This is a genomic window from Chamaesiphon sp. VAR_48_metabat_135_sub, from assembly GCF_031418915.1.
Taxonomy (GTDB): domain Bacteria; phylum Cyanobacteriota; class Cyanobacteriia; order Cyanobacteriales; family Chamaesiphonaceae; genus Chamaesiphon.
This window is the reverse complement of record NZ_JANOJV010000172.1, coordinates 1-23,813: the sequence shown is the minus strand read 5'-3', so window position 1 is coordinate 23,813 and position 23,813 is coordinate 1. Positions and strand designations below refer to the sequence as shown.

Annotated in this window: 19 protein-coding genes; 8 read left to right on the top strand and 11 right to left on the bottom strand. The window is 44.5% G+C overall.

Annotated features, from left to right (window positions below; translation table 11 throughout):
- Positions 1–364: 364 nt before the first annotated feature.
- The 4 genes from RMO55_RS12530 to RMO55_RS12515 all read right to left on the bottom strand — a co-directional run bounded on the left by RMO55_RS12530 (position 365) and on the right by RMO55_RS12515 (position 6,018).
- On the bottom strand, positions 365–1,528 hold the full coding sequence (locus RMO55_RS12530) for a GuaB3 family IMP dehydrogenase-related protein (RefSeq protein ID WP_310426994.1): 1,164 nt from the start codon (positions 1,526–1,528) through the stop codon (positions 365–367).
- Positions 1,529–1,634: 106 nt separating this feature from the next.
- Positions 1,635–2,363, bottom strand: a complete 729-nt coding sequence (locus RMO55_RS12525) for a COP23 domain-containing protein (RefSeq protein WP_310426971.1) — start codon at positions 2,361–2,363, stop codon at positions 1,635–1,637.
- A 328-nt stretch (positions 2,364–2,691) separates the two neighbouring features.
- A complete protein-coding gene (locus RMO55_RS12520; protein ID WP_310426969.1) occupies positions 2,692–3,273 on the bottom strand; it encodes a Uma2 family endonuclease in 582 nt (193 codons plus the stop codon).
- A 12-nt stretch (positions 3,274–3,285) separates the two neighbouring features.
- Positions 3,286–6,018 carry a valine--tRNA ligase gene (locus tag RMO55_RS12515; RefSeq protein ID WP_310426967.1) on the bottom strand — a complete coding sequence of 911 codons (2,733 nt, stop codon included), beginning with the start codon at positions 6,016–6,018 and terminating at the stop codon, positions 3,286–3,288.
- A 166-nt stretch (positions 6,019–6,184) separates the two neighbouring features.
- On the opposite strand from RMO55_RS12515, the gene RMO55_RS12510 reads away from it, so the two are divergent.
- A complete protein-coding gene (locus RMO55_RS12510; RefSeq protein ID WP_310426966.1) occupies positions 6,185–6,541 on the top strand; it encodes a type II toxin-antitoxin system RelE/ParE family toxin in 357 nt (118 codons plus the stop codon).
- Between the two features lie 17 nt (positions 6,542–6,558).
- Positions 6,559–6,873 (top strand): XRE family transcriptional regulator, encoded by a 315-nt coding sequence (locus RMO55_RS12505; RefSeq protein WP_310426965.1) that lies wholly within the window; start codon positions 6,559–6,561, stop codon positions 6,871–6,873.
- An 83-nt stretch (positions 6,874–6,956) separates the two neighbouring features.
- Here RMO55_RS12505 and RMO55_RS12500 read toward each other — a convergent pair whose 3' ends face one another.
- On the bottom strand, positions 6,957–7,811 hold the full coding sequence (locus RMO55_RS12500) for a DUF72 domain-containing protein (RefSeq protein ID WP_310426963.1): 855 nt from the start codon (positions 7,809–7,811) through the stop codon (positions 6,957–6,959).
- 180 nt (positions 7,812–7,991) lie between these two features.
- Between RMO55_RS12500 and RMO55_RS12495 the strand changes: the two genes are divergently transcribed.
- Positions 7,992–8,396, top strand: a complete 405-nt coding sequence (locus RMO55_RS12495; RefSeq protein WP_310426993.1) for a hypothetical protein — start codon at positions 7,992–7,994, stop codon at positions 8,394–8,396.
- A 102-nt stretch (positions 8,397–8,498) separates the two neighbouring features.
- Positions 8,499–9,371: an S-methyl-5'-thioadenosine phosphorylase gene (locus RMO55_RS12490; RefSeq protein WP_310426961.1), complete on the top strand. Its 873-nt coding sequence runs from the start codon at positions 8,499–8,501 to the stop codon at positions 9,369–9,371.
- Positions 9,372–9,463: 92 nt separating this feature from the next.
- Here the strand turns inward: RMO55_RS12490 and RMO55_RS12485 are convergent, their stop codons facing one another.
- From RMO55_RS12485 to RMO55_RS12465, 5 genes are all read right to left on the bottom strand, one after another.
- Positions 9,464–9,940: a hypothetical protein gene (locus RMO55_RS12485; protein ID WP_310426959.1), complete on the bottom strand. Its 477-nt coding sequence runs from the start codon at positions 9,938–9,940 to the stop codon at positions 9,464–9,466.
- Positions 9,941–9,972: 32 nt separating this feature from the next.
- Entirely contained in the window at positions 9,973–11,142 is a 1,170-nt protein-coding gene (gene sat / locus RMO55_RS12480) for a sulfate adenylyltransferase (RefSeq protein WP_310426957.1), read from the bottom strand.
- 53 nt (positions 11,143–11,195) lie between these two features.
- Positions 11,196–11,528 carry an STAS domain-containing protein gene (locus tag RMO55_RS12475; protein WP_310426955.1) on the bottom strand — a complete coding sequence of 111 codons (333 nt, stop codon included), beginning with the start codon at positions 11,526–11,528 and terminating at the stop codon, positions 11,196–11,198.
- A gap of 428 nt (positions 11,529–11,956) precedes the next feature.
- The gene (locus RMO55_RS12470; RefSeq protein WP_310426953.1) at positions 11,957–13,147 is read right to left on the bottom strand and encodes an FHA domain-containing serine/threonine-protein kinase; all 1,191 of its coding nucleotides are present in this window, start codon (positions 13,145–13,147) and stop codon (positions 11,957–11,959) included.
- Positions 13,148–13,266: 119 nt separating this feature from the next.
- The gene (locus RMO55_RS12465) at positions 13,267–15,297 is read right to left on the bottom strand and encodes a hypothetical protein (RefSeq protein WP_310426951.1); all 2,031 of its coding nucleotides are present in this window, start codon (positions 15,295–15,297) and stop codon (positions 13,267–13,269) included.
- Positions 15,298–15,799: 502 nt separating this feature from the next.
- On the opposite strand from RMO55_RS12465, the gene RMO55_RS12460 reads away from it, so the two are divergent.
- The gene (locus RMO55_RS12460) at positions 15,800–16,279 is read left to right on the top strand and encodes a CRR6 family NdhI maturation factor (protein WP_310426949.1); all 480 of its coding nucleotides are present in this window, start codon (positions 15,800–15,802) and stop codon (positions 16,277–16,279) included.
- 69 nt (positions 16,280–16,348) lie between these two features.
- Positions 16,349–17,206, top strand: coding sequence for a formyltetrahydrofolate deformylase (gene purU, locus RMO55_RS12455; RefSeq protein WP_310426947.1), 858 nt, complete (start codon positions 16,349–16,351; stop codon positions 17,204–17,206).
- Between the two features lie 288 nt (positions 17,207–17,494).
- Here purU and RMO55_RS12450 read toward each other — a convergent pair whose 3' ends face one another.
- Positions 17,495–21,781 carry a caspase family protein gene (locus RMO55_RS12450; RefSeq protein ID WP_310426946.1) on the bottom strand — a complete coding sequence of 1,429 codons (4,287 nt, stop codon included), beginning with the start codon at positions 21,779–21,781 and terminating at the stop codon, positions 17,495–17,497.
- Between the two features lie 85 nt (positions 21,782–21,866).
- On the opposite strand from RMO55_RS12450, the gene RMO55_RS12445 reads away from it, so the two are divergent.
- Together RMO55_RS12445 and RMO55_RS12440 are read left to right on the top strand one after the other, a co-directional pair.
- On the top strand, positions 21,867–22,325 hold the full coding sequence (locus RMO55_RS12445; protein ID WP_310426945.1) for a hypothetical protein: 459 nt from the start codon (positions 21,867–21,869) through the stop codon (positions 22,323–22,325).
- A gap of 60 nt (positions 22,326–22,385) precedes the next feature.
- Positions 22,386–23,693: a hypothetical protein gene (locus RMO55_RS12440; RefSeq protein ID WP_310426943.1), complete on the top strand. Its 1,308-nt coding sequence runs from the start codon at positions 22,386–22,388 to the stop codon at positions 23,691–23,693.
- Positions 23,694–23,813 lie beyond the last annotated feature (120 nt).

Sequence of the window (23,813 nt, the reverse complement as noted above, 5' to 3'; positions counted from 1 at the left end):
ACAATTATCATGCCCCCGATCGTCGGAAAATCACGCACATTATGTTGAGTTAGTTTGCTCAACAGAATCCGCAAATTTGCCTCATAATTAACTACAAAGGTTTGATATTTAATTCCGCTTATTTACTCAGTCGTGATGTTCTGTTGTCGAACTTACCCTAAACAAGGAACCGCCCAAGATACAATTAAGTATCTCAGGCGGAATGTGGTGTGAGGAGTGAACGGAAACATCAGCTTCCGTCGATCTTAATTGTAACAGTACCGCCACAGATCGGGGAGGGGAATTTAGGTGCTTAGTACCGAGGGGACTGGGTTTATTGGGACTTGTCTGATTGACACTCTCCCCGTTGCCCCATTCCCCGTATCTATTTCCCCATCCCTAACTGTTGAGCTTTCTGATAGACTTTCCCTTCAGTCAGCAGAGAGGGCGCAATTACAACATCTACTTGCTGCATTTCCTTAATTGTTTTCGCGCCCAGAGTACCCATACTAGTTTGCAGCGCGCCTAGGAGGTTGTGAGTACCATCATCCAGTTTAGCTGGCCCTCTAAGAATTTGCGTCAGGCTGCCAGTTGTACCGACTTTAATCCGCGTTCCTCTAGGTAATACAGGGCTAGGCGTAGCCATCCCCCAGTGAAAACCACGCCCGGGGGCTTCCGCCGCACGAGCGAAAGGCGAACCAATCATCACTCCATCGGCACCGCAGGCAATACATTTGCAGATATCGCCGCCAGTGACTAAGCCACCATCTGCAATCACAGGAATATACTTACCCGTCTGCTTGAAGAACTCATCTCGGGCGGCTGCACAGTCCGCCACGGCAGTCGCTTGAGGTACACCGACTCCTAGCACCCCACGAGAGGTACAGGCGGCTCCGGGGCCAATACCGACGAGAACTGCGGCTGCTCCCGCTTGCATCAATTCGAGCGTAATGTCATAAGTGACGCAGTTACCCAAGATCACGGGCATTGGCATTTCCTGACAAAATTTAGCCAGATTGAGCGGTTCGATCCCCTCTGGAGCTAAAAATTCAGTCGAGACAACGGTGGCTTGGATAAAGAATAGATCTGCACCTGCTTTAGCCACAGCCGCACCAAATCGAGCCGCACCTGCGGGAGTCGCACTAACTGCGGCAATCCCTCCCGCTGCTTTAATTTCGGCAATCCGTACTTCGATCAATTCTGGTTTGATGGGTTCGGCATAGAGTTCTTGCATCAGGGATACAAATCCATCATTCCCAACAGCAGCAATTCGATCGAGAATAGGATTGGGATCTTGATAGCGAGTTTGAATCCCTTCCAAATTAAGTACGCCGAGTGCGCCGAGTTTCGATAACTCTACAGCCATGCGCACATCGACGACCCCATCCATTGCACTAGCAATAATCGGGATTTCCCGCTTTATACCACCAATTTGCCAGCTAGTATCTGCCAAACTGGGATCTAGTGTTCTCCCACTAGGCACTAAGGCTATTTCATCAAAGCCGTATGCTCTCCGCGCCGTTTTCCCTTTCCCAATTTGAATATCCACGATCGATCCGACCTTTTCCAAAAAACGTCTTTAAGTAAGCCTAACAAATCGATCGCAACATTTGTTTACTTTTTAAGAGATCTTTTGCAGAAATTGGTATATTTCCTTACCGAAATCGATCGGGATTCAATTTCTTGCTATCGCTAGTGGTAGTAGAATTGAGATTAGTTACAGGGGATCGCAATTGTGTGGCCGTACCACCATCTTTTATCGATAGAAACGGACGGAGATCGATACTCTCCTTGTTTTGGAACGAGCGGGTAGGAGTCGGCGGATTGCCTCCAATCTTGCCGCCACCTGGCAGGATATTACCTAACATGCCAGTCAAACCATTATTACTACCTTCTGCGAAAGTATTTACACCAGTAGTTGTTTGACCGCTATCTGCCATAGTTAGATTGCGGAAGACTGAATCTCTAGTGGAGATCGCATCTTGACCCGTTGGTACGGTGAAAACAATCCGGCACTCATTATTTTTTTCAGTGGTGACACAGACGGTATTGTACTGATTTCTGACATCTGTCCGCAGTTCTTTGAGTCCATCGCGACGATATTCTTCCAGACGACGAGCGATTTCGGTACAGCGTTTACCAGCATTCCAATTACTACCCATCGTGCTGGGTACCGCCCAAGGATATTTATCGCCAGGTCGATCGATCGGCCGATAAGTAACTGTAGACTGGTTATCGAGCAATTCGCACATGAAGCGAGCTTGATTTCCACCAGATGGCACGCTTGTCTGTGGCGTAGGCGGGCCATATTGTGCCCCAGCATTTCCGGCTGTTAAAACGGCACCTAAGATTGCCCAACTCCAGATTTTGAGGGATATTTTCATAGGTTTAATTTCACGGTAGCGTGAGGGTTTAGGATGGATGGATCAGACGTTAATCTTGTCTGCCAAGACAGAGGATCGATCGAGAAAGTTCCACTAGCTCTTGCTATCCCCTAGTCCCTAATTTAACATCGATCTTTTGGTTAATTCCCCTGGTTCGGCGAGGGTAATCGCATTACTGCCAACGAACGGTTGATCGTCTAGCAATCCAATTCTTTTTCTAGGAGGGTAATCCAGACTCGACGAGAGTTAAAGGAAATAGAAGTTTGGTAGAGCTTAATCATCACAACCTCTGGGTCAGTATTACTTCATTGTAATCAAATAATCATCGTCACTCTTCAATTTCATTAAAGTTGACTCGATCGTAGATATCATTAAGAGCGAGAGCAAGATCGATCGATCCCAATTTTATAATCGCCTCCGCTTGGGTATAATCGGTCAATAACCACTGTTCTGCATTAGTCTTGACATATTGCATTACATGATAGCGAGATTGGTCGATGAGGATATATTCTTGGAGTTCGGGAATCGATCTATAGTAGGTGAATTTATCTCCCTGGTCATAATTTTTGGTCGATTTCGATAAAACTTCCACAATTAACCGAGGATTAGTAACAGTAGAGGTAGTATTTTCTAAATAAATAGGTTCGCCTTGAATCAGCATCACATCTGGATATATATACTGACGATTCGGTGGTATCCACAACCTGACATCACTGATATATGCTCGATAATCTTGCCCTTTTAGTGCAAATTTTAGATTGGCGTAAACGTTTCCACTGATTTGATTATGATTAGTCGTTCCTCCAGCGATAGGTACAATTTCTCCGTTACGGTATTCACTTCTAAATTCGGCTTTTTCTTCTAGTTCCAGATATTTGTCTGGAGTATAGCTTTTTTGGAGTAATTGCATAGGATTAAACCTCTAGAATTGTTCGAGTCTCTCTTGTAAGATCTCTTTTTGTTTTTCAGCTTCTACTAAACTATCTTTAGTCTGTTGCACTACTTCAGGAGTAGCGCGTTCGATAAATTTGGTATTGTTTAGACGACTATGAATCGATTCGATTTCTTTATCAATTTTATCAATCTTCTTCTGAATTTTAGCTTTGAAGGCTTCGAGATCGACGACTCCTGTAAGTGGTAAGATAATCTGCACGGTAGCGAAGACACTCGCGATCGATCTTACTGGTTCTTCAGCTAATTTATCAACAATAGTAAGCTGCTCTATTTGCGCTAGATCGCAGAGATAGGTTTTCCCACGCTCTAAGATCTGACGCTCTAATTCGCTATCGCTTTGGATGATAATCGCGATTTTAATCGCCCGTTTGAGATCTGCTTCGGCGCGGAGGTTGCGGATGGTGCGAGTTACGCCGATGAGGAGTTCAAATTCTCGATCGAGTTCCAAATCAATTAAGCTAGAATCACTAATTGGATATGGCTGAATTGAGATGTCATTTCGCTCATCACTTTCAGTGAGAGTTTGCCAAATTTCGGCCGTAACGTGGGGCATAAATGGATGCAATAGTTTCAAAATTCCATCCAAGATAATGGCTAAGGTTTGGAGAACGACTAATTTACTATTTGGCTCTGCATCTTCTTGGAGACGTGATTTGACTAGCTCAATATACCAGTCGCAGAAATCCCCCCAGAAGAATTCATATAGTCCTTTTGTTGCTTCACCCAAGGCATATTTATCGATATTATCTCTCGTCTGTTGGACGGTTTGATGGAATCGAGATAAAATCCATTTATCGGCGACTTCTAATGATTCGGTTGCTGGTGCTGTGAGATGATCGCCGTCAAACTTGAATTCTGATGTCTCAAAATTCATCATCACAAATCGCGCCGCATTCCAGATTTTATTCGTAAAATTACGACTCGCTTCGACAGATTCAGACTCGTCAGTTTTGCGGTTATATTGAATCCGAATATCTTGCCCTGCTCCAACTACTTCGCGGACCAAAGTATAGCGGAGAGCATCGGTACCGTATTTGTCGATCAATAATAATGGATCGATGCCATTATTCGCAGACTTTGACATCTTCTTGCCATTTTCATCCAGCACTAAGCCGTGAATATAAACATTTTCAAACGGCATTTTCCCAGTCAAATATCCCGACATCATCGTCATGCGGGCAACCCAAAAGAAGATAATATCAAAACCTGTTACCAGCGTCGATGTGGGATAGTACATCTCTAAATCCGCCGTATTTTCCGGCCAACCTAAAGTAGAAAATGGCCAGATTCCAGACGAGAACCAAGTATCTAATACGTCAGGATCTTGAACTAATTGTACCTCTGCACCGAACTGTTCGATCGCCTGCACCTTTGCTTCCGCTTCACTTTTGGCAACAAAGAACGGCGTATGATCTGCGATCTCTCCACCCGTCTCACTGACAGCATACCAAGCCGGAATTTGATGTCCCCACCACAATTGGCGAGAGATGCACCAATCTTGCAATTTGACCAACCAATCCCGATATACTTTCGTCCAGCGTTGGGGAACGAATTCGGGAGAATTCTGGTTATCTAAATGCTCCAGACAGTTATCCGCCATCGGTCTAATTTTGACAAACCATTGGGTCGATAATAATGGCTCTACCGGAACTTTTCCTCGATCGCTATAAGGTACAGTATGTTTATAGGCTTCGATCTTCACTAAATTACCTAACTCTTCTAATTTAGCAACCAGATTGCGACGCGCGGCAAATCGTTCTTGACCTTCAAATTCGCCAGCATTCTCATTCAGAGTGCCGTCCTTATTCATGATATTAATCAGCGGTAAATTATGCCGCTTACCCATCGCAAAATCATTCGGGTCATGTGCGGGAGTAACTTTAACACAACCAGTACCAAAATCAGCCTCGACAAAATCGTCGCCGACAATCGGAATTTCCCGCCCAACGATTGGTAAAGTAACCGTTTTCCCAATCAGATGCTTGTATCTTTCATCCTTAGGATTCACCGCAACAGCAGTATCGCCCAACATCGTTTCAGGACGAGTAGTTGCAACTTCAATATATCCCGAACCATCGCTCAACGGATATCGGAAATACCATAAACTGCCATTAGTTTCCTTATTCTCCACCTCCAAATCCGACACCGCCGATTGAGAAGCTGGACACCAATTGACTAAATACTGTCCCCGATAAATCAACCCATCCTTGTGGAGCCGGACAAACGCCTCTAATACCGCCGCAGACAGCCCCTCATCCAACGTAAACCGTTCCCGCGTCCAATCCGCCGAAACACCCATCCGCTTGAGCTGATTAACGATGGTACCGCCCGATTCAGCCTTCCAATCCCATGCCCGTTCTAGAAACTTCTCGCGCCCGACATCATACCGTGTCTTACCCTCAGCCTTGAGCTGCTTCTCCAGAATCGTCTGTACCGCAATACTCGCATGATCCGTACCAGGAAGATATAGAGTATTGTCCCCGCACATCCGATGATACCGAATCAACGCATCGATCAACGATTGTTCAAACGCATGTCCCAGGTGCAAACTCCCCGTCACGTTTGGCGGTGGAATGACGATACAGAAGGGTTTTCCACCTTTAGCCGGATCGACTTTGTAGGTTTGGTTGGTGTCCCAAATCTGCTGCCATTTGGCTTCGGTGGTCTTTGCGTCGTACTGGGGGGGAAGATTAGCTGTCATTGGGATGGGTGCGATCGATTTGCCTCTATGTACGATTGTGCCACAGTCGGGATGTTGATGCGGATTTTAGTTGACATGGTTATGTCTGATATGACATAACCATGTTATAACGACGAATCAAAGCGCAAAAAAATGATTAAAAAAATTAAATATAAAATTTTCGTAAATGAATTATTCCAACGACAGTAAAGAGATTGTCTTGTTCTTTGGCGAAATTAAAACGCCCCCATTTTCTAAATCTGCACGAGTTGAAACAGGTATTCTGTTGAGACGGTTACAGGACGGGGAAATGCTATCAATGCGTGAATCTAGACCGATGCCTAATATTGGTACACACTGTCACGAACTCAGGGTGAGCGATAATGAAAATAATAAAGAGTGGAGAATTATCTACCGAATTGATGAGAATGAAATCGTTGTTTTCGATGTTTTTGCTAAGACGACTCAAAAGAATCCCCAACAGATAATCAATAATTGTCAGAAAAGAATCAGACGATATAATGAACTCTTTGACGCAGGATAGTTCCTGTTGTATGATTTATGGATACTATAAAAAGACAAAAAGTAGAAGCTGCTGGCGGCAAAGTTGTCACCATTGCTGAATTTTTAGATCTCTCGCCGGAAGAGATGGAGATAATTGAAATTCGATTATCTCTGAGTAAATCACTAAAAAAATTCAGACAACAAGAACAACTATCTCAACAAAAATTAGCAGAAAATATCAATTCTAGTCAATCGAGGGTTGCTAAAATGGAGGCTAGCGATCCGTCAGTGTCGATCGATCTTTTAATCAAATCTCTACTATCACTTGGTGCTACTCGTGAAGATATTGCGATGGCGATATCGGGAAATTAGCAAAGACAAATACCCACTCTAGAAATTCAGGTAGGGGCAATTCATGAATTGCCCCTACCTGAATTTCTAGGGACGTAGGCAAATCAAAACAAATTTAATTGTACTGGCAAATCATTAATAAATCTCGGTGGTAATAGATTGATCGAGATACCCTTTTCCACTAATATTTCATGTAAATAACGCGCATTAATAGGAGATTTCACCTCGATCGGACAATGCACAAATATGTATATTTGAGTATCCTGCTGCAACCATGCCTGAATCTGACTAGCCCATCTCTCCAACCAGATTTTATTTGCTAATTGCACAGGATGAGAAACATATCGAATCAAGCTAAAAGGTGCTGTCAAAGTCAAGTCAATTGGTACCCGCGGTTTCTTGCACGCGATGACAACTTCACCGCTCTTATTTGCTTCATAAATCGGACGAGAATCGAGGATAACTCGTCCGATACCCCATCTCGTCAACAATTCATTTAACCGATCTCGATGGGGTGATTTGAACCAATCTAGATGTCGAACTTCGAGGGCAATTGAGACATTTTTCTGCGACAAAGCTGTTAGAAATGCTGTCAAATCTGCAAATCCTTCTGGTGAATAATTGGGCGGTAATTGAATAAACATCACCCCCAATTTGTCGCCCAATTCCTGCATCTGAGTGATAAATGCCTGAGCGGGAAGAGTGTAAGGTTCGAGCAACCCATTGTGCGTAATCGCACGGGGAAACTTGAGACAGAACTTAAATCCTGGTGGCGTTTGCGAGATCCAGCGATCGATCACCACCTTATCTGGAGTAGCATAAAAGGTGGTATTCCCTTCGACTGCGGGAAAATGATTGCTATATACGCGCAAAAAATCCTTGGATGGCGTTTTAGGTGGATAAACTTCCCCTACCCATCCAGGATAAGACCAGATAGCACAACCAATGGAGATAGACATGTTTCAGTTAAAATTTGATATGGAAAGAATAGACTTGTTAATTGATTACATAATTATCCTCTCACAATAAACCCCTTTGCGTCCGGTTATTGAGCGAAGTCGAAATGCCGCGCATCTGCGGTTAAAAAATATTAAATCGCGTTATAATTATCGATAAATATACGTGTGGATATAATATCTGTGGGACAATACGAACGACTGGTATTGATGGCGGAAGATGAACTAACTCAATACAGTAGTGATGCTCGTAAAATCGAGAAATTGCGTCAAAAGATTGGTTTGTCTGTAACAAGGGAACAACAGAAGGAAGTCAAAGCGGCTTTGGAAACAGAATTACCCACAGGGGGAATTGTTAAATTAGTCGAAACTCAAAGACAAACTGTCGCGCTACCATTTTGGGGAATTGCGGGGTTGGGTTTATTGTTTGGAATTTCACTCAATCAACCACTAGATTATATTGCTGCTGTCGGTGGTACAGCAGCCGCAATTGCTATTCAGAAATGGGGATGGCAACTATATGCCAAAAGGCTTGTTTTGGATACTTTAGTTGATATTGAAACTAAAATTAATGCACCAAAATCTTAAAGTTAGATGGAATAATGTTTGTTCTTTTTCCTTGAAAGGAGATGCTTGAATCTCTAAAATTGATGGTTGTCAATTATCAATTATTAACTATCAATAATTAAAATGAGTGATGTAAAAATTGGGATTATTGGCGGTAGTGGACTCTACCAAATGTCAGCTTTAAATAATGTACGAGAGGTGAGTGTAGATACACCTTTTGGTAAGCCTTCCGATCATCTTATCGTCGGAGATTTAGCAGGAATAAAAGTAGTTTTCTTGGCGCGACACGGACGAAATCATCATCTAACACCTTCGGAAGTTCCGTACCTTGCAAATATCTATGCAATGAAACACATCGGTGTTGAATACCTGATTTCAGCATCGGCGGTAGGATCTTTGCAATCAGAAGTTAAGCCGCTAGATTTAGTTTTACCAGATCAATTTATCGATCGAACTAAAAGTCGAACTAGTACTTTTTTCGGTGACGGAATTGTCGGACATATTGCTTTTGGCGATCCAATTTGTGCTAAGTTATCGGGTGTTTTAGCAGACTCGATTGAGTCGCTCGCTCTCCCAGATATTACTTTACACCAAGGCGGTACATATATCTGTATGGAAGGCCCAGCATTTTCGACTAAAGCCGAATCAAATATGTATCGAATGCTAGGCGGTACGATTATTGGGATGACTAATTTGCCTGAAGCAAAATTAGCTAGAGAAGCTGAAATTGCTTATGCCACGTTAGCATTAGCGACTGACTACGACTGTTGGCATCCCGACCATGATAGTGTGACGGTAGATCTGATAATTGCCAATCTCCATAAAAATGCGACTAATGCTCAACGAGTAATTCAAGAAACAGTCAAGCGATTGGGTGCAAATTTATTTGTTTCTGATGCACATTCGGCTCTCAAGTATGCGATTATCACGCCGATTGATAAGATTCCTGAAGCGACGAAACAGAAACTTGAATTGTTATTGAAAAAATATCTGTAGAGAATCCCCAATTAATTGATAAATCCCCAATTGATAGATCCCCGACTTGTTCAAGAAGTCGGGGATCTGTGCTTCCTCATTAATCAACCGCTTTATTTAACGGCTGGTGACGTTATCGGCATAGCAGCAGGTATAATTGATGGCGGCGTTGTTGTTGTCTTCAATATTGGACTTGTTGTTGTCATTCCTGGAGTTGTTATTGTCGCTGTTGCCGCATTCTTTTGCTTGGTACCTTTGGCAACTGTATTCTTTTTAGGTTTACAACGAGCGCGTTCTTTAATGGTTAATGTTGCAGGATCGATCGTCTCGGTACCGACAACTAATGATTTATATTTGTTAGCATTGTCAACGATGATTTCACCACAACCATTGGCGATTTTGTCTTTGAGTGTACGCGCCTTATTTTTGGCATTAACAACTTTGACTGGATACTTTTGTTTAGCGGTTAGCTCTGTCACTACGACTTGATTTTTGCTGGTTTTATAAATTTCAGCATTTGAGATCGTCCCATGTGTTAGTGTGAGAAATGCCACGATCGCAACTGTAGGAATCGAAAATTTGAGAGACATAGATTTGGTAATTACTTATTACTTATTACTTATTATTTGTTTCCTTGCATCGCCCGAATTAATTCGGCGGCAACTTCAGGACGCGAGAATTCTGGTGGTGGTAGTTCGCCTTGGCGGAGTAGATCTCGTACCTTTGTGCCCGATAAATGCACTCGTTGTTCAGGGCTACTGGGGCTAGTTTTGGTAGTCGCCATCGATTTGGTAACTTTGCAGTAGAATGCGTGCTCGAACATCATCGGGGTGATGCCTAGTTCGCCTGGTTCAAACTCGCTAAAAATGTGCTGGGCATCATAGGTGCCATAGTAGTCGCCAACGCCTGCATGGTCGCGTCCAACGATAAAATGGGTACAACCATAATTTTTGCGAATCAGAGCGTGGAAGATGGCTTCTCGTGGCCCAGCATAGCGCATTGCGGCGGGGTTAATGCCGAGAATTACGCGATCGATCGGATAGTAGTGTTCGAGGATGATTTCGTAGCAACGCATCCGCACATCGGCGGGGATATCGTCTTCTTTCGTCGCGCCGACTAAAGGGTGGAGAAATAATCCATCGACGGTTTCCATCGCACACTTTTGGATATATTCATGGGCGCGGTGAATCGGGTTGCGGGTTTGAAAGCCGACAATCGTGTTCCAGCCTTTGGCTTGAAACTGAGCGCGGGATGCGGCTGGATCGATTTGATAGGTGGGAAATTGAGGATGTGCCTCCCGTTCTAATAACCAGATGTCACCTGCTAAATTAATGTTACCTTGGTCGTACACAACTTTAACACCAGGATGTTTTTCATCGTCAGTGCGGTAGACGTTAATTGCTTCTTGCTGTTTGTTGTAGGTGTATTTCTCGGTTAATTCTAAGACACCCACAAATCTGCCAGCACTATCATCTAAGCGGATCGGCGTACCCACCGCTAATGGTGCGGCAACTGCTTCAGTAACTGATAAAGTAATTGGAATCGACCAGGGCAATCCATTTGCCAGCCGCATATTCGGGACGACATTATTATAATCTGCTTCTGGCATAAACCCAGTCAGCGGACTAAATGCACCGATCGCAATCATGACTAGATCCGAAAATGCCCGCTCATCTAGCGCGACTCTAGGTAAATTATCGGCTTTACTCAGAAACTCGGCTTTTTGGGCGGGGGTGGCGATGCGATCGATCAATTTACCGCCGTGGGGTGCAATACCAGAACGCTGACTCAAACTAACTTCCCTCGCAATCTTTACATGTTTGTATCAATTACTCTAGCAGCTTTTCAGCCCCGAATATCTGGCAGCTTGGCATTAACGATGAAGGTAGGGGCAACCGAATTATTAAATAGCCGATCCATCCGAGTCATACTGAGCAAATTTCTGACTGGTTCGGCGATCGAACACAAGTATAAATCCCCACCAGCAATTCTGAGCATTTTGAGAGCAACAATCAGCGCACCCAATCCAGAACTATCGATGAAGTTGACATCAGCCATATCTATCATCACGAGGTTATTCCCCGAGGCGAGCACTTCGCTCACTTGTTGGCGCAGTTCATTTGCTTTCACGCCATCGAGTCCGCCTGCTGGTTTAATGATTGTCAGAGGAGCAGCCATATCTTGAACTTACGAAGTTACATTCGATCTAAATTTTTGACGATTGTCAGTGATGAGGGTCATTGACTTTTGTTTCGTTCCACAATAACTACTCAACAGTCAATAGGAATCGAACCTTGGAGTGGTCTTAACCTTTCATCTGAGCTAGTTTGCGCTAAAGCTGATGTTTTCGTTAAGAAATTTTGGTGGTGTTGATATCATCCCTTCTTTGCGATCGAGATTGCATGGGCTGAATGACTGAAAATAAATTGCGTCAAAGTATAATAGAACCATCGCTCTAAATCTGGTGAATTCTGGAACGATGCTCGATCTCACCGCAGCTCATTGGTGTAGTTTTGTGCTCTAAAGATTTACATCATCTTCAGCCAGAACAACTAATAAATCAAAGTGAAGTTCGACAAGTTCGGCTAAAACTATCTACATCTATTTTAAGTAATTGATGCTCGTAGATCTCGTGCTAAGTCTGCGGCAGCAAGATAACGATCTTGAGAGCGACGTTGGGTGACTCGATCGATTAGAGCTTGCACTTTAGGCGGAATTGTGGGTACAGCGGAAACGTTAAAATGGTAGCCATCCGGTCGGAATTCGATAAACTCAGCAGGATTTCGTCCGGTGAGCAGGAAAATCAAGGTGGGACCGATCGAGTATAAATCTGACTGAGTGCAGGGTTGACCGTTATTTTGTTCTGGTGCCATGTAGTCTGGCGCACCAATTTTTGTCCCACCAAGGGTGCCAATTTCTTTGACTGCGCCAAAATCGAGTAAGAAAATACGGCGATCTATGGTGCGGACTAGAATATTAGCTGGTTTGATATCGCGATGAATCAGTGGGGGCTGTTGCTGATGAATATAGCCCAAGATCTCGCATAATTGAATCATCCATTCGATCGCCTGAGCTAGCTCAATTTTGCCACGATCCATCACATATACATCTAAGTCTTGTCCGTGGATTAGTTCCATCGCGAGATATTTACGTCCATCTGCGACAAAAAAATCATAATATTCGGGAATGCCAGGATGGTGCAAACTTTGGAGAATTTTGGCTTCGCGGGCAAATAATTCCTGTGCTTTAGGAATTGTCGCCATATCTGCATTCATTTCTTTAAGTACCAACAATTTAGCCTTATCCCAAGCTAAATATGTCGTGCCCATTCCCCCTTGTCCTAGGGTTTTGAGAATCTGATAATGTTTAATCTGGCGACTGACGGTAATTGGCTGTCCGCAGTGGATACAAAAGAGGGTGTTTGCAGGGTTGTCTAGATGCTCGCAAGTGACTGGAGTAGTGAGATTGATAATCGCCACATCTAGTTGAATGGTTAATAATACACCAGATCTGGATAGTTGAATGCGATCGCCATTGGTAAGCAATACTTTGTCGATCGAGAGATCGTTAACTAAAGTACCATTGGCACTGTGGTTGCGAATTTCCCAGTAACCACCACCCTGCCGCAAACTAGTATAAGAGATCGTCGCATGAAATCGGGAAATTGACGGTCGATCGATAACAATCGGGTGTTCTGGCGATCTACCGATCTGAATCGGTGCCGGAGGGATAAATTGCCACTGCTGTAAAATCTGACTCCTATTCTCGTCCCACAACGAAATTTGAATATTTTTCATGCAGCCAGAGGGGTGTGGGGGTGTGGGGGTGTTGAGAGGTTGGGGGGTTGGGGTGTTGGGGTGTTTCTTACTCCCCTAATCCGTTACTCCCCTACTCCCCAACCCCCAACCGTCTAACATTAATAACGAGCTGAACGCGGTGACAACAGTACTCGCCAATTCAATGAATAAGAGCGAGCATCGCTGTAAATCGGACTGCGCCGACCGATTGTATCCGCTAAGTCGATCGCTTGAGCAATTTTTCCCTGACGATAGATATAAATAGCATTGTCTAGGGTCTTGCGATCGGCAACTTCCTGTAGTTCCATCGCCCAGTATCTCACCTCTGCTTGAGCATTTTGATAGAGCGATCTCCCAGGGGCGATCCGATTTGCCACAGAGATCGCTTGAGCTAGATCGCCTCTTCTGGCGATTTCAATCGCACTGGCTAAAATCGGACGATCTTCTACTGTCTGAATTTTTTCATTCCATTCGGCGACAACTGCGGTAATTTCTTCACCCATCGGTCGATCTTTGGTAATCTTTCCCGCTAGGCGCACAGCGGCTTTGAGATTGGGGAGAGACTCCCCATTCCCAGCTAGTTGTCTGGCTTTAGCCAAAATCACCCGATTGTCGATGGTTTCGATCTGCCGACTCCATGTTGAAATCTCGCCCTGAATCGTCTGTCCCAGCTCGCTTGTGGCTGGTACCTGCTTGGCGGTTTCGATCGCCAGCGCAAGCGTAGCTGGTTGCTGGAAGCTAGCAATGGTTTTTGCCCATTGGAGTTGGGTTTGCTGTTTGAGCATCCCTCGCCAGTTGGACTGTTTCGTCCGTGCTAAGGTGTAAATCGAGCTAGTTTTGGGGATTTTCTTGGCTTGGGCAACTGCATCCATTAGGGCTAGGACGTGGCGTTTCCCCGCCCAGACGTGCGCTTGATTGAGTTTGACCCAATCTTGAGCTTCTTGATAAACCGATACGTCCTGGGGCACTTTTTGAGCGATCGCGATTGCTTCGTTAAAATTCTGAGCTTTGTATAAACCGACGCTCAACTGCACTAAATGTTTGCTCCATTTACTCCGCAGGGTTTGCCCCTCGTGATAAACAAAGGTGGTCGGGTTAATTTGGTTTGCCAGTTGCATCGCTTTGAGAATCGGTGCTGGCTCCTTGGGTAGAGGAACTTCGACTACTTTATCCTTGCCTTTTTTTCCTGCTGCTTTTATTGCTAATTCAATCCGCTTGGCTCGCGTGTGATAGTCATCACCCTCTTTGTTCTCCAGTGCGTCTTTCGCCTCTTGGAGTTTGTCCCAACCATCTCGTTCTTGGGCGAGCTTGGAGGACATTTTGTCATGCTTATAGGTATTCCAGTAAGTTCCCCGCATTTGCTGCACTGTTTGCAAGATTGCAAATGCCTGATTCCAGTCACCACTTTTCATCGAATGCTCGAACTTGGCATCGATCTTGGCACTATTTTGGGATTCACTCGACCATTTGGAGATCGTCGATTGGGTGCGATCGTAAATGGGGCTAATAACTGGCACGATCTTCAGAGTCGAGATCGCCTGTTCGATCTTACCGTCATTAAATTGCTTGCGGCCAATTCTATTTAAATCTTCAGACCAGCCCTTGAGCAACCGTTGCGACTCACCATAGAGCGGATGACGATCGTTCCATCCCTTGACTAAATCGACTGCGGCGCGGAGCTTGGGTATTTCCTGGGTATCTGCGCCAACCTGAGCGCAATAGAGCCGTTCGCTATCGGTTGAAACTGGTAAAACACCCTGACAACTAGGTGTCGGCGGTACGGCAATGAGCAACAAATAACTCGTAATACCCGTTCCACCGATCATTGCTGCGAGTACCGCCCAAAATGCCGACCAAGGATCGACATCTACTTTCGGCAGATTCAGCTTGCTGATGGGTGCGATGATATCGCTGAACATGTTCCCATCGGGAATGGGGGTAATAGCCGAAGAAACTTCGGTAATCCCTTTGCTTGCCAGCTCCGATTGCCCATAGCCAATCGAATGGGCCAGATCGCCGATCTCGATTTGCGCTGGATCGTCGCGTTCATCATGGCGATCCGATCTATTTCCCGATTTCCGTTCGGGCTGAAACTTGCCCCAGGCTGCGGTTAACTGTTTTTTAATCGATCCTTGCTGGCGATCTTTCATCTCATCTCCCTCCCCAAAATATAAGTTATTAACTGTCAGTGCGAAAATATTTTTTTTATAGTTTAAAACCGATCTGCTCCGCTGCCATTTGTCATCTTCGCGATCGTGAGCATGAGCAGCATTTACATACGCCGAGCAGTGTATCTAAATTGACATTCCATCCATATGGACAATATTCATACCACTTATTTCAAGATATCTTAGTTTTGCTTACATTATCTTAATAAATATGCTCCAAATCTACCGATCGTGAAGAACATTATTCTGCTATTTTACGACCTGCCGAGCTGACTCAATGTGCCAGATGCCTCAATGGGCTGCACTTGGAACGCAACGATCGCAACGGCTTAATCTGGCTCTGACACAAAGATTAAGTGGTAAGATATCTTTTAATTCGGGTAAAGTATAGATTTGCACGCTCCTCCAACTATCTTAACATTTACACTGAATATTTCAAACTACGTTTAGTATTAATAACTTACTTGTCAATTTATATTAATTCATGACGACAGTTAGTATTAACGATCGTGCGCTCCTCAGTTTAGACCTATCGTCGATCGGCAGCCAGATCGATCGATGGCTAGCCATAAGTCCACGGCAATTCGATCTAGATTTAAGATTTGCGATCGACTATCCCCAAGATCCTGACGATCCGCGCGAACTCTCAGAAATTCCCGAAATCCGACTGTGGTTTATCCGATTGGATGCCCGTTATCCTTATCTACCCCTCATCCTCGATTGGCAAGCAGGAGAACTCAGTAGATATGTCGCGATGTTAGTCCCTCATCAATTTAATCGCAAGGAAGGGATTCAATACAATCCCGAAGCCTTAGAAATTTGGGTGATGCACCGTGTTTTTCTGCTGACAAATTGGCTCCAGACTCAGCAAATTCCAGATCGATCTCGACTCAAGTTTATGACCCAAATGTTAGGCTATGAGTTAGACGATGGATTGTTTGAATTGTTAGAGGGTGAAGAGTAGAGAGACTAGAGAAACTACGATTTCAAACAAGTTATTTATCTACGGAAGAAAGAGGGGGAATTACTGCGAATGAAACCAACAGCTACACTTTTATTTTCCTGTCCAGATCGACGTGGATTAGTCGCAAAACTTGCCAATTTTATTTATGCTAACGGTGGGAATATCATCCATGCCGATCATCATACCGATTTTAATGCAGGCTTATTTATCAGTCGAATTGAATGGCAGATTGAAGGATTCAATTTACCACGAGATTTAATAGCACCAGCTTTCGGTGCGATTGCCCAGCCTTTGGGTGGCACTTATGAGATCCACTTTTCTGATGCAGTTCCGCGCATGGCAATTTGGGTGAGTCGTCAAAATCATTGCTTGTTAGATCTAATCTGGCGACAGCAAGCAGGCGAGTTTTTGGCAGAAATTCCGCTAATTATTAGCAACCATCCCGACCTCGAATCGATCGCCCAACAATTTGGGATTGACTATCATTATTTGCCGATTACCAAAGATAATAAACAAGAACAACAACAACGGCAATTAGCCTTACTCGACGAGTATAAAATCGACCTGGTAATTTTAGCTAAATACATGCAAATTATCAGTCCCGAATTTATCGACGCATTTCCCAGTCATAATATTATCAATATTCACCATTCCTTCCTCCCCGCCTTTGTCGGTGCCAATCCCTATCACAAGGCTTACGAGCGCGGGGTAAAAATTATCGGTGCCACAGGTCACTATATCACCTCCGAACTCGATGCTGGGCCAATTATCGAGCAGGATGTCGTCCGCGTCACCCATCGCGATGATGTAGACGATTTGATTCGCAAAGGCAAGGATCTCGAACGCATCGTGCTAGCGCGAGCGGTACGCCACCACCTTCAAAATCGGGTGCTAGTATATGGGAATAAAACTGTGGTATTTGACTAGTACTGGGCGGCGGATTTCGTATCATGAGCAGAGACTTCAGTCTCTAGGCTCCCCTCAACCCGAACTCACGTTAATCCCTTCCTGCCAGAAGAGTGTAGATAATCCTTGAACCATATTACTGTCTACCGATTGTTTTCTAACGCTCCAGACGCAGAGGGCGCAGAGAATATAGAGAAATTGTTAATCTGTAATCTTAGAGCGAGAAGGGAGTAAATAGCTTAAAAATAGGGAAATTCACACCATCACTGGTCTTTCACACTCTGCAACACCTTATCTGTCAAAGGGTTTTCACCTTTTTCCATAGTCCAAACAAGTTTCTACCGCTTCTTGTAGGGTAATTTTCTCCTCTTCGGTGGCATCTTTAGCAGGAAACGTAAACTCTGGATGCAACCGCAATCGATCGCAACCCACTTTTACCCAATCTTGCCACACAACTCCTCGCCACAACCGCACAGTCTTGTCTTTACCCCCACTAACAATGGTTTTACCATCCACACTGAGGGCAACGGAACTAACATAACCTTGATGCCCTTTGAAGGGTTGCCCGATCGGTTTGCCCGACGATCGATCCCACAACCGCAGAGTCTTGTCATGACCCCCACTGACGATGATTTGACCATCCTTACTAACAGCGACGGAACTAACTATCCCTTCATGCCCTTGAAAGGGTAGCCCGATCGCATTACCCGATCGATCCCACAACCGCACGGTTTTGTCATCACTCCCACTAACAATGGTTTGACCATCCGCACTAACGGCGACGGAAGTGACATAATCTTGATGTTTTGGCAAAGATTTCCAAATCGCATTACCCGATCGATCCCACAATCGCACTGTGTTGTCATCACTCCCACTGACAATGGTTTGACCATCGGTGCTGATGGCGACAGAATTGACAGAACCTTGATGTTTTGGCAAAGATTTCCAAATCGCATTACCCGATCGATCCCACAATCGCACGGTGCTGTCATTACCCCCACTAACAATGGTTTGACCATCCGCACTAACGGCGACGGAATTGACAGAACCTTGATGCTGTCCCAAGGTTCGCCCGATCGCCTTGCCCGACGATCGATCCCACAACTGCACTATCCCGTCTTGACTACCACTAACAATCGTTTTACCATCCTTACTAACTGAGACGGAATTGACATTATCTTTATGACCTTTGAAAGGTAGCTCGATCGCTTTGCCATTACGATCCCACAACCGCACGTCATTACCCCCACTGACAATGCTTTGACCATTGGCACTGACGGCGACGGAATAGATCGAACCTTGATACCCTTTCAAAGGTTGCCCGATCGGTTTGCCATTTCGATCCCAGAACCACAAAGTCGCATCTTGACCACCACTGACAATGGTTTGACCATCAGCACTGATGGCAACTCTAACCTCACTTTCATGCCCTTTCCATAGTGGTGCGATCGCTTTACCATTGCGCTCCCACAAACCCACAGTCCCGTCATCATCGCCACTGACAATGGTTTCACCATCGGCACTGAGGGCAACAGAACTAACAGAACCTTTATGCCCTTTCCAGGGTGGCGCGATCGCCTTACCATTGGGCTCCCATACCCTCACAAACCCGTCAGCACCTCCACTGACAATGGTTTGACCATCGGCACTGACGGCGACGGAATAGACAGCACCTTGACGATTTTTCGAGGGTAGTTCGCTCGCTTTACCTGACCGATCCCATACCCTCACAATCCCATCTTCACCACCACTAACAATGGTTTGACCATCGGCACTGACAGCGACGGATTTGACATAACCTTTATGCCTTGTAAAGGGTTTCCCGATCGGTTTACCATTGCTCTCCCGCAACCACACCGTACCGTCTTGACCCCCACTGACGATGGTTTTACCATCAGCACTGATGGCGACGGCTCTGACACTATTTTTATGTTCTTTCCAGGGTGGCGCGATCTCTTTACCATTCCGATTCCACAACCGCATAGTCCCATCTTTACCCCCACTAACAATAGTTTTACCATCGACACTGACTGCGACGGAATCGACCCACTTTCGATTCCCTGTGAAGATATTGCGTTCGCGGACAATATCGATCGCATCTAATAAGCTACCTTTTACTTGAGTGAAAGGGTTTCGAGCGAATTTTTGATTTTGCCCGACTGTTGCTAGGGCTAGGATTAGAGGACGAACATTTTTTTCGATCGGCAGTTGGAGTTGAACATTTGCTGCTTGTTCTTTAACTTCGGCAATATTTTTCTGTTCGTTGGCAATACTTTTCTGTCGATTAGCATCCCACCCGAAATACACCGCGAGCGAGGCAATCCCTACCGCGCAGCCCAACACAATTTTCAAAATATTTGCGCGTTGACGCAATTTTTTATTGCTTTGGGCTTGTTCTTCCGTCCGTTTTTCTGCTTCTTGCCGTGCCTTTTCTTCTGCTTTTCGCTTTTCTTCTAAAATATCTAATTCTCGTTGCTGGCGGGCTGCTTCTTTCTGCTCTAATTTATCCCGTAAATTCTGGCTTTCTCTGATGAACTCCTCCGCCATCCCATCCAACATCCCCAAGTTGCCGAAGTCTTTTATATAGTCCTCCACTCCCCCTAATCTCGATCCTGGGAATAAATAGTCAGTTTTTTTGCCTTCCGCCTGCCAGTCCTGAGCTGCTGCTTCAATTTTGCGCTCGGTTATCATCGCTGTTTGATATTGTCGCTTCCACTCGCCTAATTGCTTCCAATGGCGAATTAACGCCTCATGCACTACATCAAGGATAATTTCGGCTGCGTAGAGATCTTCCGCTTTTTCGATGGCTGTTCGCGTAATTAGTCGATTGTCTGGACTTGCCAATTTTTGAGTGACTCGATCTAAAATCGCTAACGAATGGTGCGAATTGACTAAATTCCCTAACTTCACCCGTCGGCGGATATCGATGTTATCCCCCACCTGGCTTAACTCCAAAAAGATGCGTTTGGCAACGGCGCGTTCTTCTGGCAGTAAACTCTCATACACGGCATCGGCACGTTTTTCTAGTGTGCCCTCGATCCCCCCTAATCCCTGATAGGTTGCCAATCGCAAAAACCGTTCGCCCTGCTTGCGTGTCTCATTCCATAACTCAGTCAGGGTATATTGCAACAGCGGCAAAATGCCAGGATAGTCTTCGACATCATTGATTAGTTTCTGCGTTAAGCTGCCCTCAATTCCTAAACCTACGAATTCGGCGGGTTTCTCGATCGCTTCTTGGATTTCCTCACGATTGAGATGTCCGACATTTACCTTGCTCTTCATATGTTGAGTAAATTGGGGATATTCCCGCAATCTGCTCCGAAAATCCGATCGCATCCCGATGACAATCCGTAAATTTGGGATCGCCTCAATTAACTCCGTCAAACAGTCAACAAATGCTTTCTGTTGCTGCTCGCTGCACATTGTAAAGCATTCTTCAAACTGATCGACAATGAAGATTATCGGCATGAGATTGCCCCAACGCTCTTTCAAGAATGGGACTAAATTACTTGCGGGTTCTGTCTCCCCACGTCGATGGGGGACGGTTGCAGGAGGATCTATGCCCACAGCCTGATGCAATCTCGCGAAAGGATCGTCTGTCGGTGTAAATGGTTCACAATAAACCCAATTATTACTCCCGACAATCTCTTGACCCAATTTAAGCTGATAGAGCAACCCCGCTCGAATCAGGGATGATTTACCACTACCTGATGCTCCAAACACCGCAATTAAGCGTTCTTTATTCCGCACCCGCTGGATTAAATCTAGCGTTAATTTTGTCCTACCATGGAACACATGGGCATCTTCGGGCTGTTCTGTAAAATAGGACAGGGAACGATAGGGACATCGATCTCGAAAAGTCGCGGGCGTAACTTTGCTAGTCAATAGAATCGATCGAGCTGAATTGTAACATTGAGGAGCTTGCCCCGTTTGCGCCATCTGTTTTTGAATATATTTAGCCAATTTATGGCTATCGACAATGCCGTCGGGATAATTGTCGGGGTTTAATCCCGATCGCAATGTCCGCGTAAATAAACCCTCCTCATGTTTGATTTCAATTCCTGGTTCGTAAGAACGGGTAGCGGTAAAAATACAATAATCTTTATTAGTAGGTAGATAATCGATTAGTTCGCCACTAAAACAGCAATCTAGCCAGATAATTAGCTTTTTAACTGGGCTGGTTTGAATCAGATTTCCCAGCCAACCGATCGAGATGCCATAGATCCTCTCACTCGGCAATACATCACTAGTGGCTAAAAATACCTCATCTTTACCATCTACAGGTTTGCGCCAACCATGTCCCGAAAAAAAGAATAAAGCTGTCTCCGGCGGATTGCCATCGGGTGGCATCAATAAATTAGCGATCGCAACTTGCAATTCTTGCGTCTTGACTCCCTCATTGGGATCTACTTGCCATTCACCCTTTTGATTGGCTTGGCGCGGCAGTCGCTGAACTCGAAAGGTTTGATAGCCAGATTGTTCGAGTTGCACGGCGATCGCTTCGGCATCATTCGCCGCTGCCGTCAATTGCCCAAGGGTGGTATAGGTGGGATAATAATTAATTCCGACAACCTGTGCTTCCCATTGTGAAGTCATATTTCAGATGAGCTGACAACTTAGGCTCATAGTGTTAGTTTGAGAGCGTAAAACCATATTAGCTCATCCAATTGAGTCAAAAGTTATGGCAGTAACAATTAGTAATACAATCTTGGCATATCTGTTGGCGTTACAAGATTTTTCAGATAGCTTGAGCGACGTGGACAAAGAAGGCTTAAAGCAAGTTGCCAACCAGCTCAAAACCCAACCCAAAGCTTGGTCAAGTCATATCGAACCCGATCTAATCCAGACGATCCAAGGCAATTCCCAATTAGATAAATCCTATCGATCGTACAAAGAAAAACTCGATCGACTGGGAGAAATCCCCCTCGATTTATTACCTAAACCAGGGGAAGTATTAGCAACCAATTCATCTGGTTTGATAATGAAAGGCATCAGCCCCGACTCTGAGGCATCAGGATACGAGCAACAATTGAATAATGTGGTAATTGTTATTAATCAATCAGAGCGACCGGAAGAAGTAGTTAAACAGCTCGATTTTCTCGATCGAGTCAAACAATTTGTTAATCGAGATAGTAAATAATCTGTCAAGATTGGTATCGCTCGTGCTATGATTTTGCACCATATTTTCTCGCCCTAATTTATGAATGAGCTATTCTATCCGACGATTGACTTATTTATCTACGATCTCAGAAGTCCGCTCAATGCCGATGCCACCGAAATTGCGAGCAATCTGCAAGCCTTTCGATCTAGATTGCCACCCAAGATCGAACTCAAAAATCCTCAGGCTGAAACCGAATATCTAGCATTAGCAACACCGACTAGATTGAAGCTAGATCCTGTCGATCGTCGTCTCGGAGGATATTACTATCCGGTGCTGCTCAATGATACTTACGGCTTGCAAATTGATTGTTCTGTTGAAAATTTTACCGAACCTCAATCCCTTGATTCTTTTAGTTCGATCGAATCGGAAATCGAGGATGCTGCTTGTAATAATCCTCTAACGATCGGTAAAACTTGGCTGCTATCGGGCTGGTCGATCGATCGAGAAAGAGATGCCGAAAGTATAGCGATTGAGTGCTATCAAACATTATTTAAAGATAAATCCACGCCGAGAATCTACGGTAAAGGCACCTTACTCAGCGCAGATATTTTTGAAATATGGCAACCTCAGTCTTACAAGGGCAATCATTCGATCGTCATCATTTTTCCCGATCGAGAAACATTAACACAAGCTGCTGAATTTTATACGGATTGGATGGGTTTATACTGTTACCGACATAAAATTACTTGGGCTTATCATCAGAGTCGCTCGATTAAAGAAGCATTAATCGAGCATTATAAAAAAGTTCAAGACAATGCCGAAATCATTAAAAATAGTCAAAAATCGAAAATTAGTTTGGCTGACTTGCAGAAGATTTTTAATGACGTTCAAAACATCCTCAATAAATATACGATCGATCTGCTAAATCTATCCTTTCAAAAGCAAATCATCGATATCAATCTCGTCAATTACCGCACTCGCTTAGAACAGATAGAACAAAAAGCAGGATCGGCAAGCAATCTAGATTTTCTCGATCGATTCAGCAATCTTGCGGAGAAAAAGTATCTAGCTCAAATTGAAAAAGATGCCGATAATATGCAACTTGGGTTGAAATTATTAGAGACTAATATCAATGCCCTTCGCAGTCAGATCGAACTAGAAAAATCAGAACGCGATCTCAATTTTCAAAACCTGGTTACTATCGTTGGTGCCGGAACAGCCCTCACGACCGTATTAGACTATGAAGGAAAAAAATGCAAGGCAATCATCGGTGACACCAATCCCTACTGTAAAAATTTCGGGATCGGGGGTGTGCTGATTCCGATTGGATTGCTGCTAATCTTAGGGGCAATAATGTTGTTTTCAAAATGGCTATATATCAAAATTAAGATGAATTCACAAAAGTAATCTAGGTGAGACTAGAACAAATATTTGTTTAACCGAACCGTATTGCAAGTGGAGCAACTTTTCAAGACAGCGGCGTTTTTATTCGGGGGTTGCCCCCGAATAAAAAAAACACAAGAAAGT

Bases quoted from the DNA above. Each gene is read 5' to 3' on its own strand.
- RMO55_RS12505 (WP_310426965.1), top strand. From the start codon at position 6,559: ATGGATACTATAAAAAGACAAAAAGTAGAAGCTGCTGGCGGCAAAGTT.
- RMO55_RS12460 (WP_310426949.1), top strand. From the start codon at position 15,800: ATGACGACAGTTAGTATTAACGATCGTGCGCTCCTCAGTTTAGACCTA.
- RMO55_RS12440 (WP_310426943.1), top strand. From the start codon at position 22,386: ATGAATGAGCTATTCTATCCGACGATTGACTTATTTATCTACGATCTC.
- RMO55_RS12470 (WP_310426953.1), bottom strand. From the start codon at position 13,147: ATGAAAAATATTCAAATTTCGTTGTGGGACGAGAATAGGAGTCAGATT.
- RMO55_RS12525 (WP_310426971.1), bottom strand. From the start codon at position 2,363: ATGAAAATATCCCTCAAAATCTGGAGTTGGGCAATCTTAGGTGCCGTT.
- RMO55_RS12445 (WP_310426945.1), top strand. From the start codon at position 21,867: ATGGCAGTAACAATTAGTAATACAATCTTGGCATATCTGTTGGCGTTA.
- RMO55_RS12510 (WP_310426966.1), top strand. From the start codon at position 6,185: ATGAATTATTCCAACGACAGTAAAGAGATTGTCTTGTTCTTTGGCGAA.
- RMO55_RS12465 (WP_310426951.1), bottom strand. From the start codon at position 15,297: ATGAAAGATCGCCAGCAAGGATCGATTAAAAAACAGTTAACCGCAGCC.
- RMO55_RS12450 (WP_310426946.1), bottom strand. From the start codon at position 21,781: ATGACTTCACAATGGGAAGCACAGGTTGTCGGAATTAATTATTATCCC.
- RMO55_RS12490 (WP_310426961.1), top strand. From the start codon at position 8,499: ATGAGTGATGTAAAAATTGGGATTATTGGCGGTAGTGGACTCTACCAA.
- RMO55_RS12475 (WP_310426955.1), bottom strand. From the start codon at position 11,528: ATGGCTGCTCCTCTGACAATCATTAAACCAGCAGGCGGACTCGATGGC.
- RMO55_RS12485 (WP_310426959.1), bottom strand. From the start codon at position 9,940: ATGTCTCTCAAATTTTCGATTCCTACAGTTGCGATCGTGGCATTTCTC.
- RMO55_RS12520 (WP_310426969.1), bottom strand. From the start codon at position 3,273: ATGCAATTACTCCAAAAAAGCTATACTCCAGACAAATATCTGGAACTA.
- RMO55_RS12515 (WP_310426967.1), bottom strand. From the start codon at position 6,018: ATGACAGCTAATCTTCCCCCCCAGTACGACGCAAAGACCACCGAAGCC.
- RMO55_RS12500 (WP_310426963.1), bottom strand. From the start codon at position 7,811: ATGTCTATCTCCATTGGTTGTGCTATCTGGTCTTATCCTGGATGGGTA.
- purU (WP_310426947.1), top strand. From the start codon at position 16,349: ATGAAACCAACAGCTACACTTTTATTTTCCTGTCCAGATCGACGTGGA.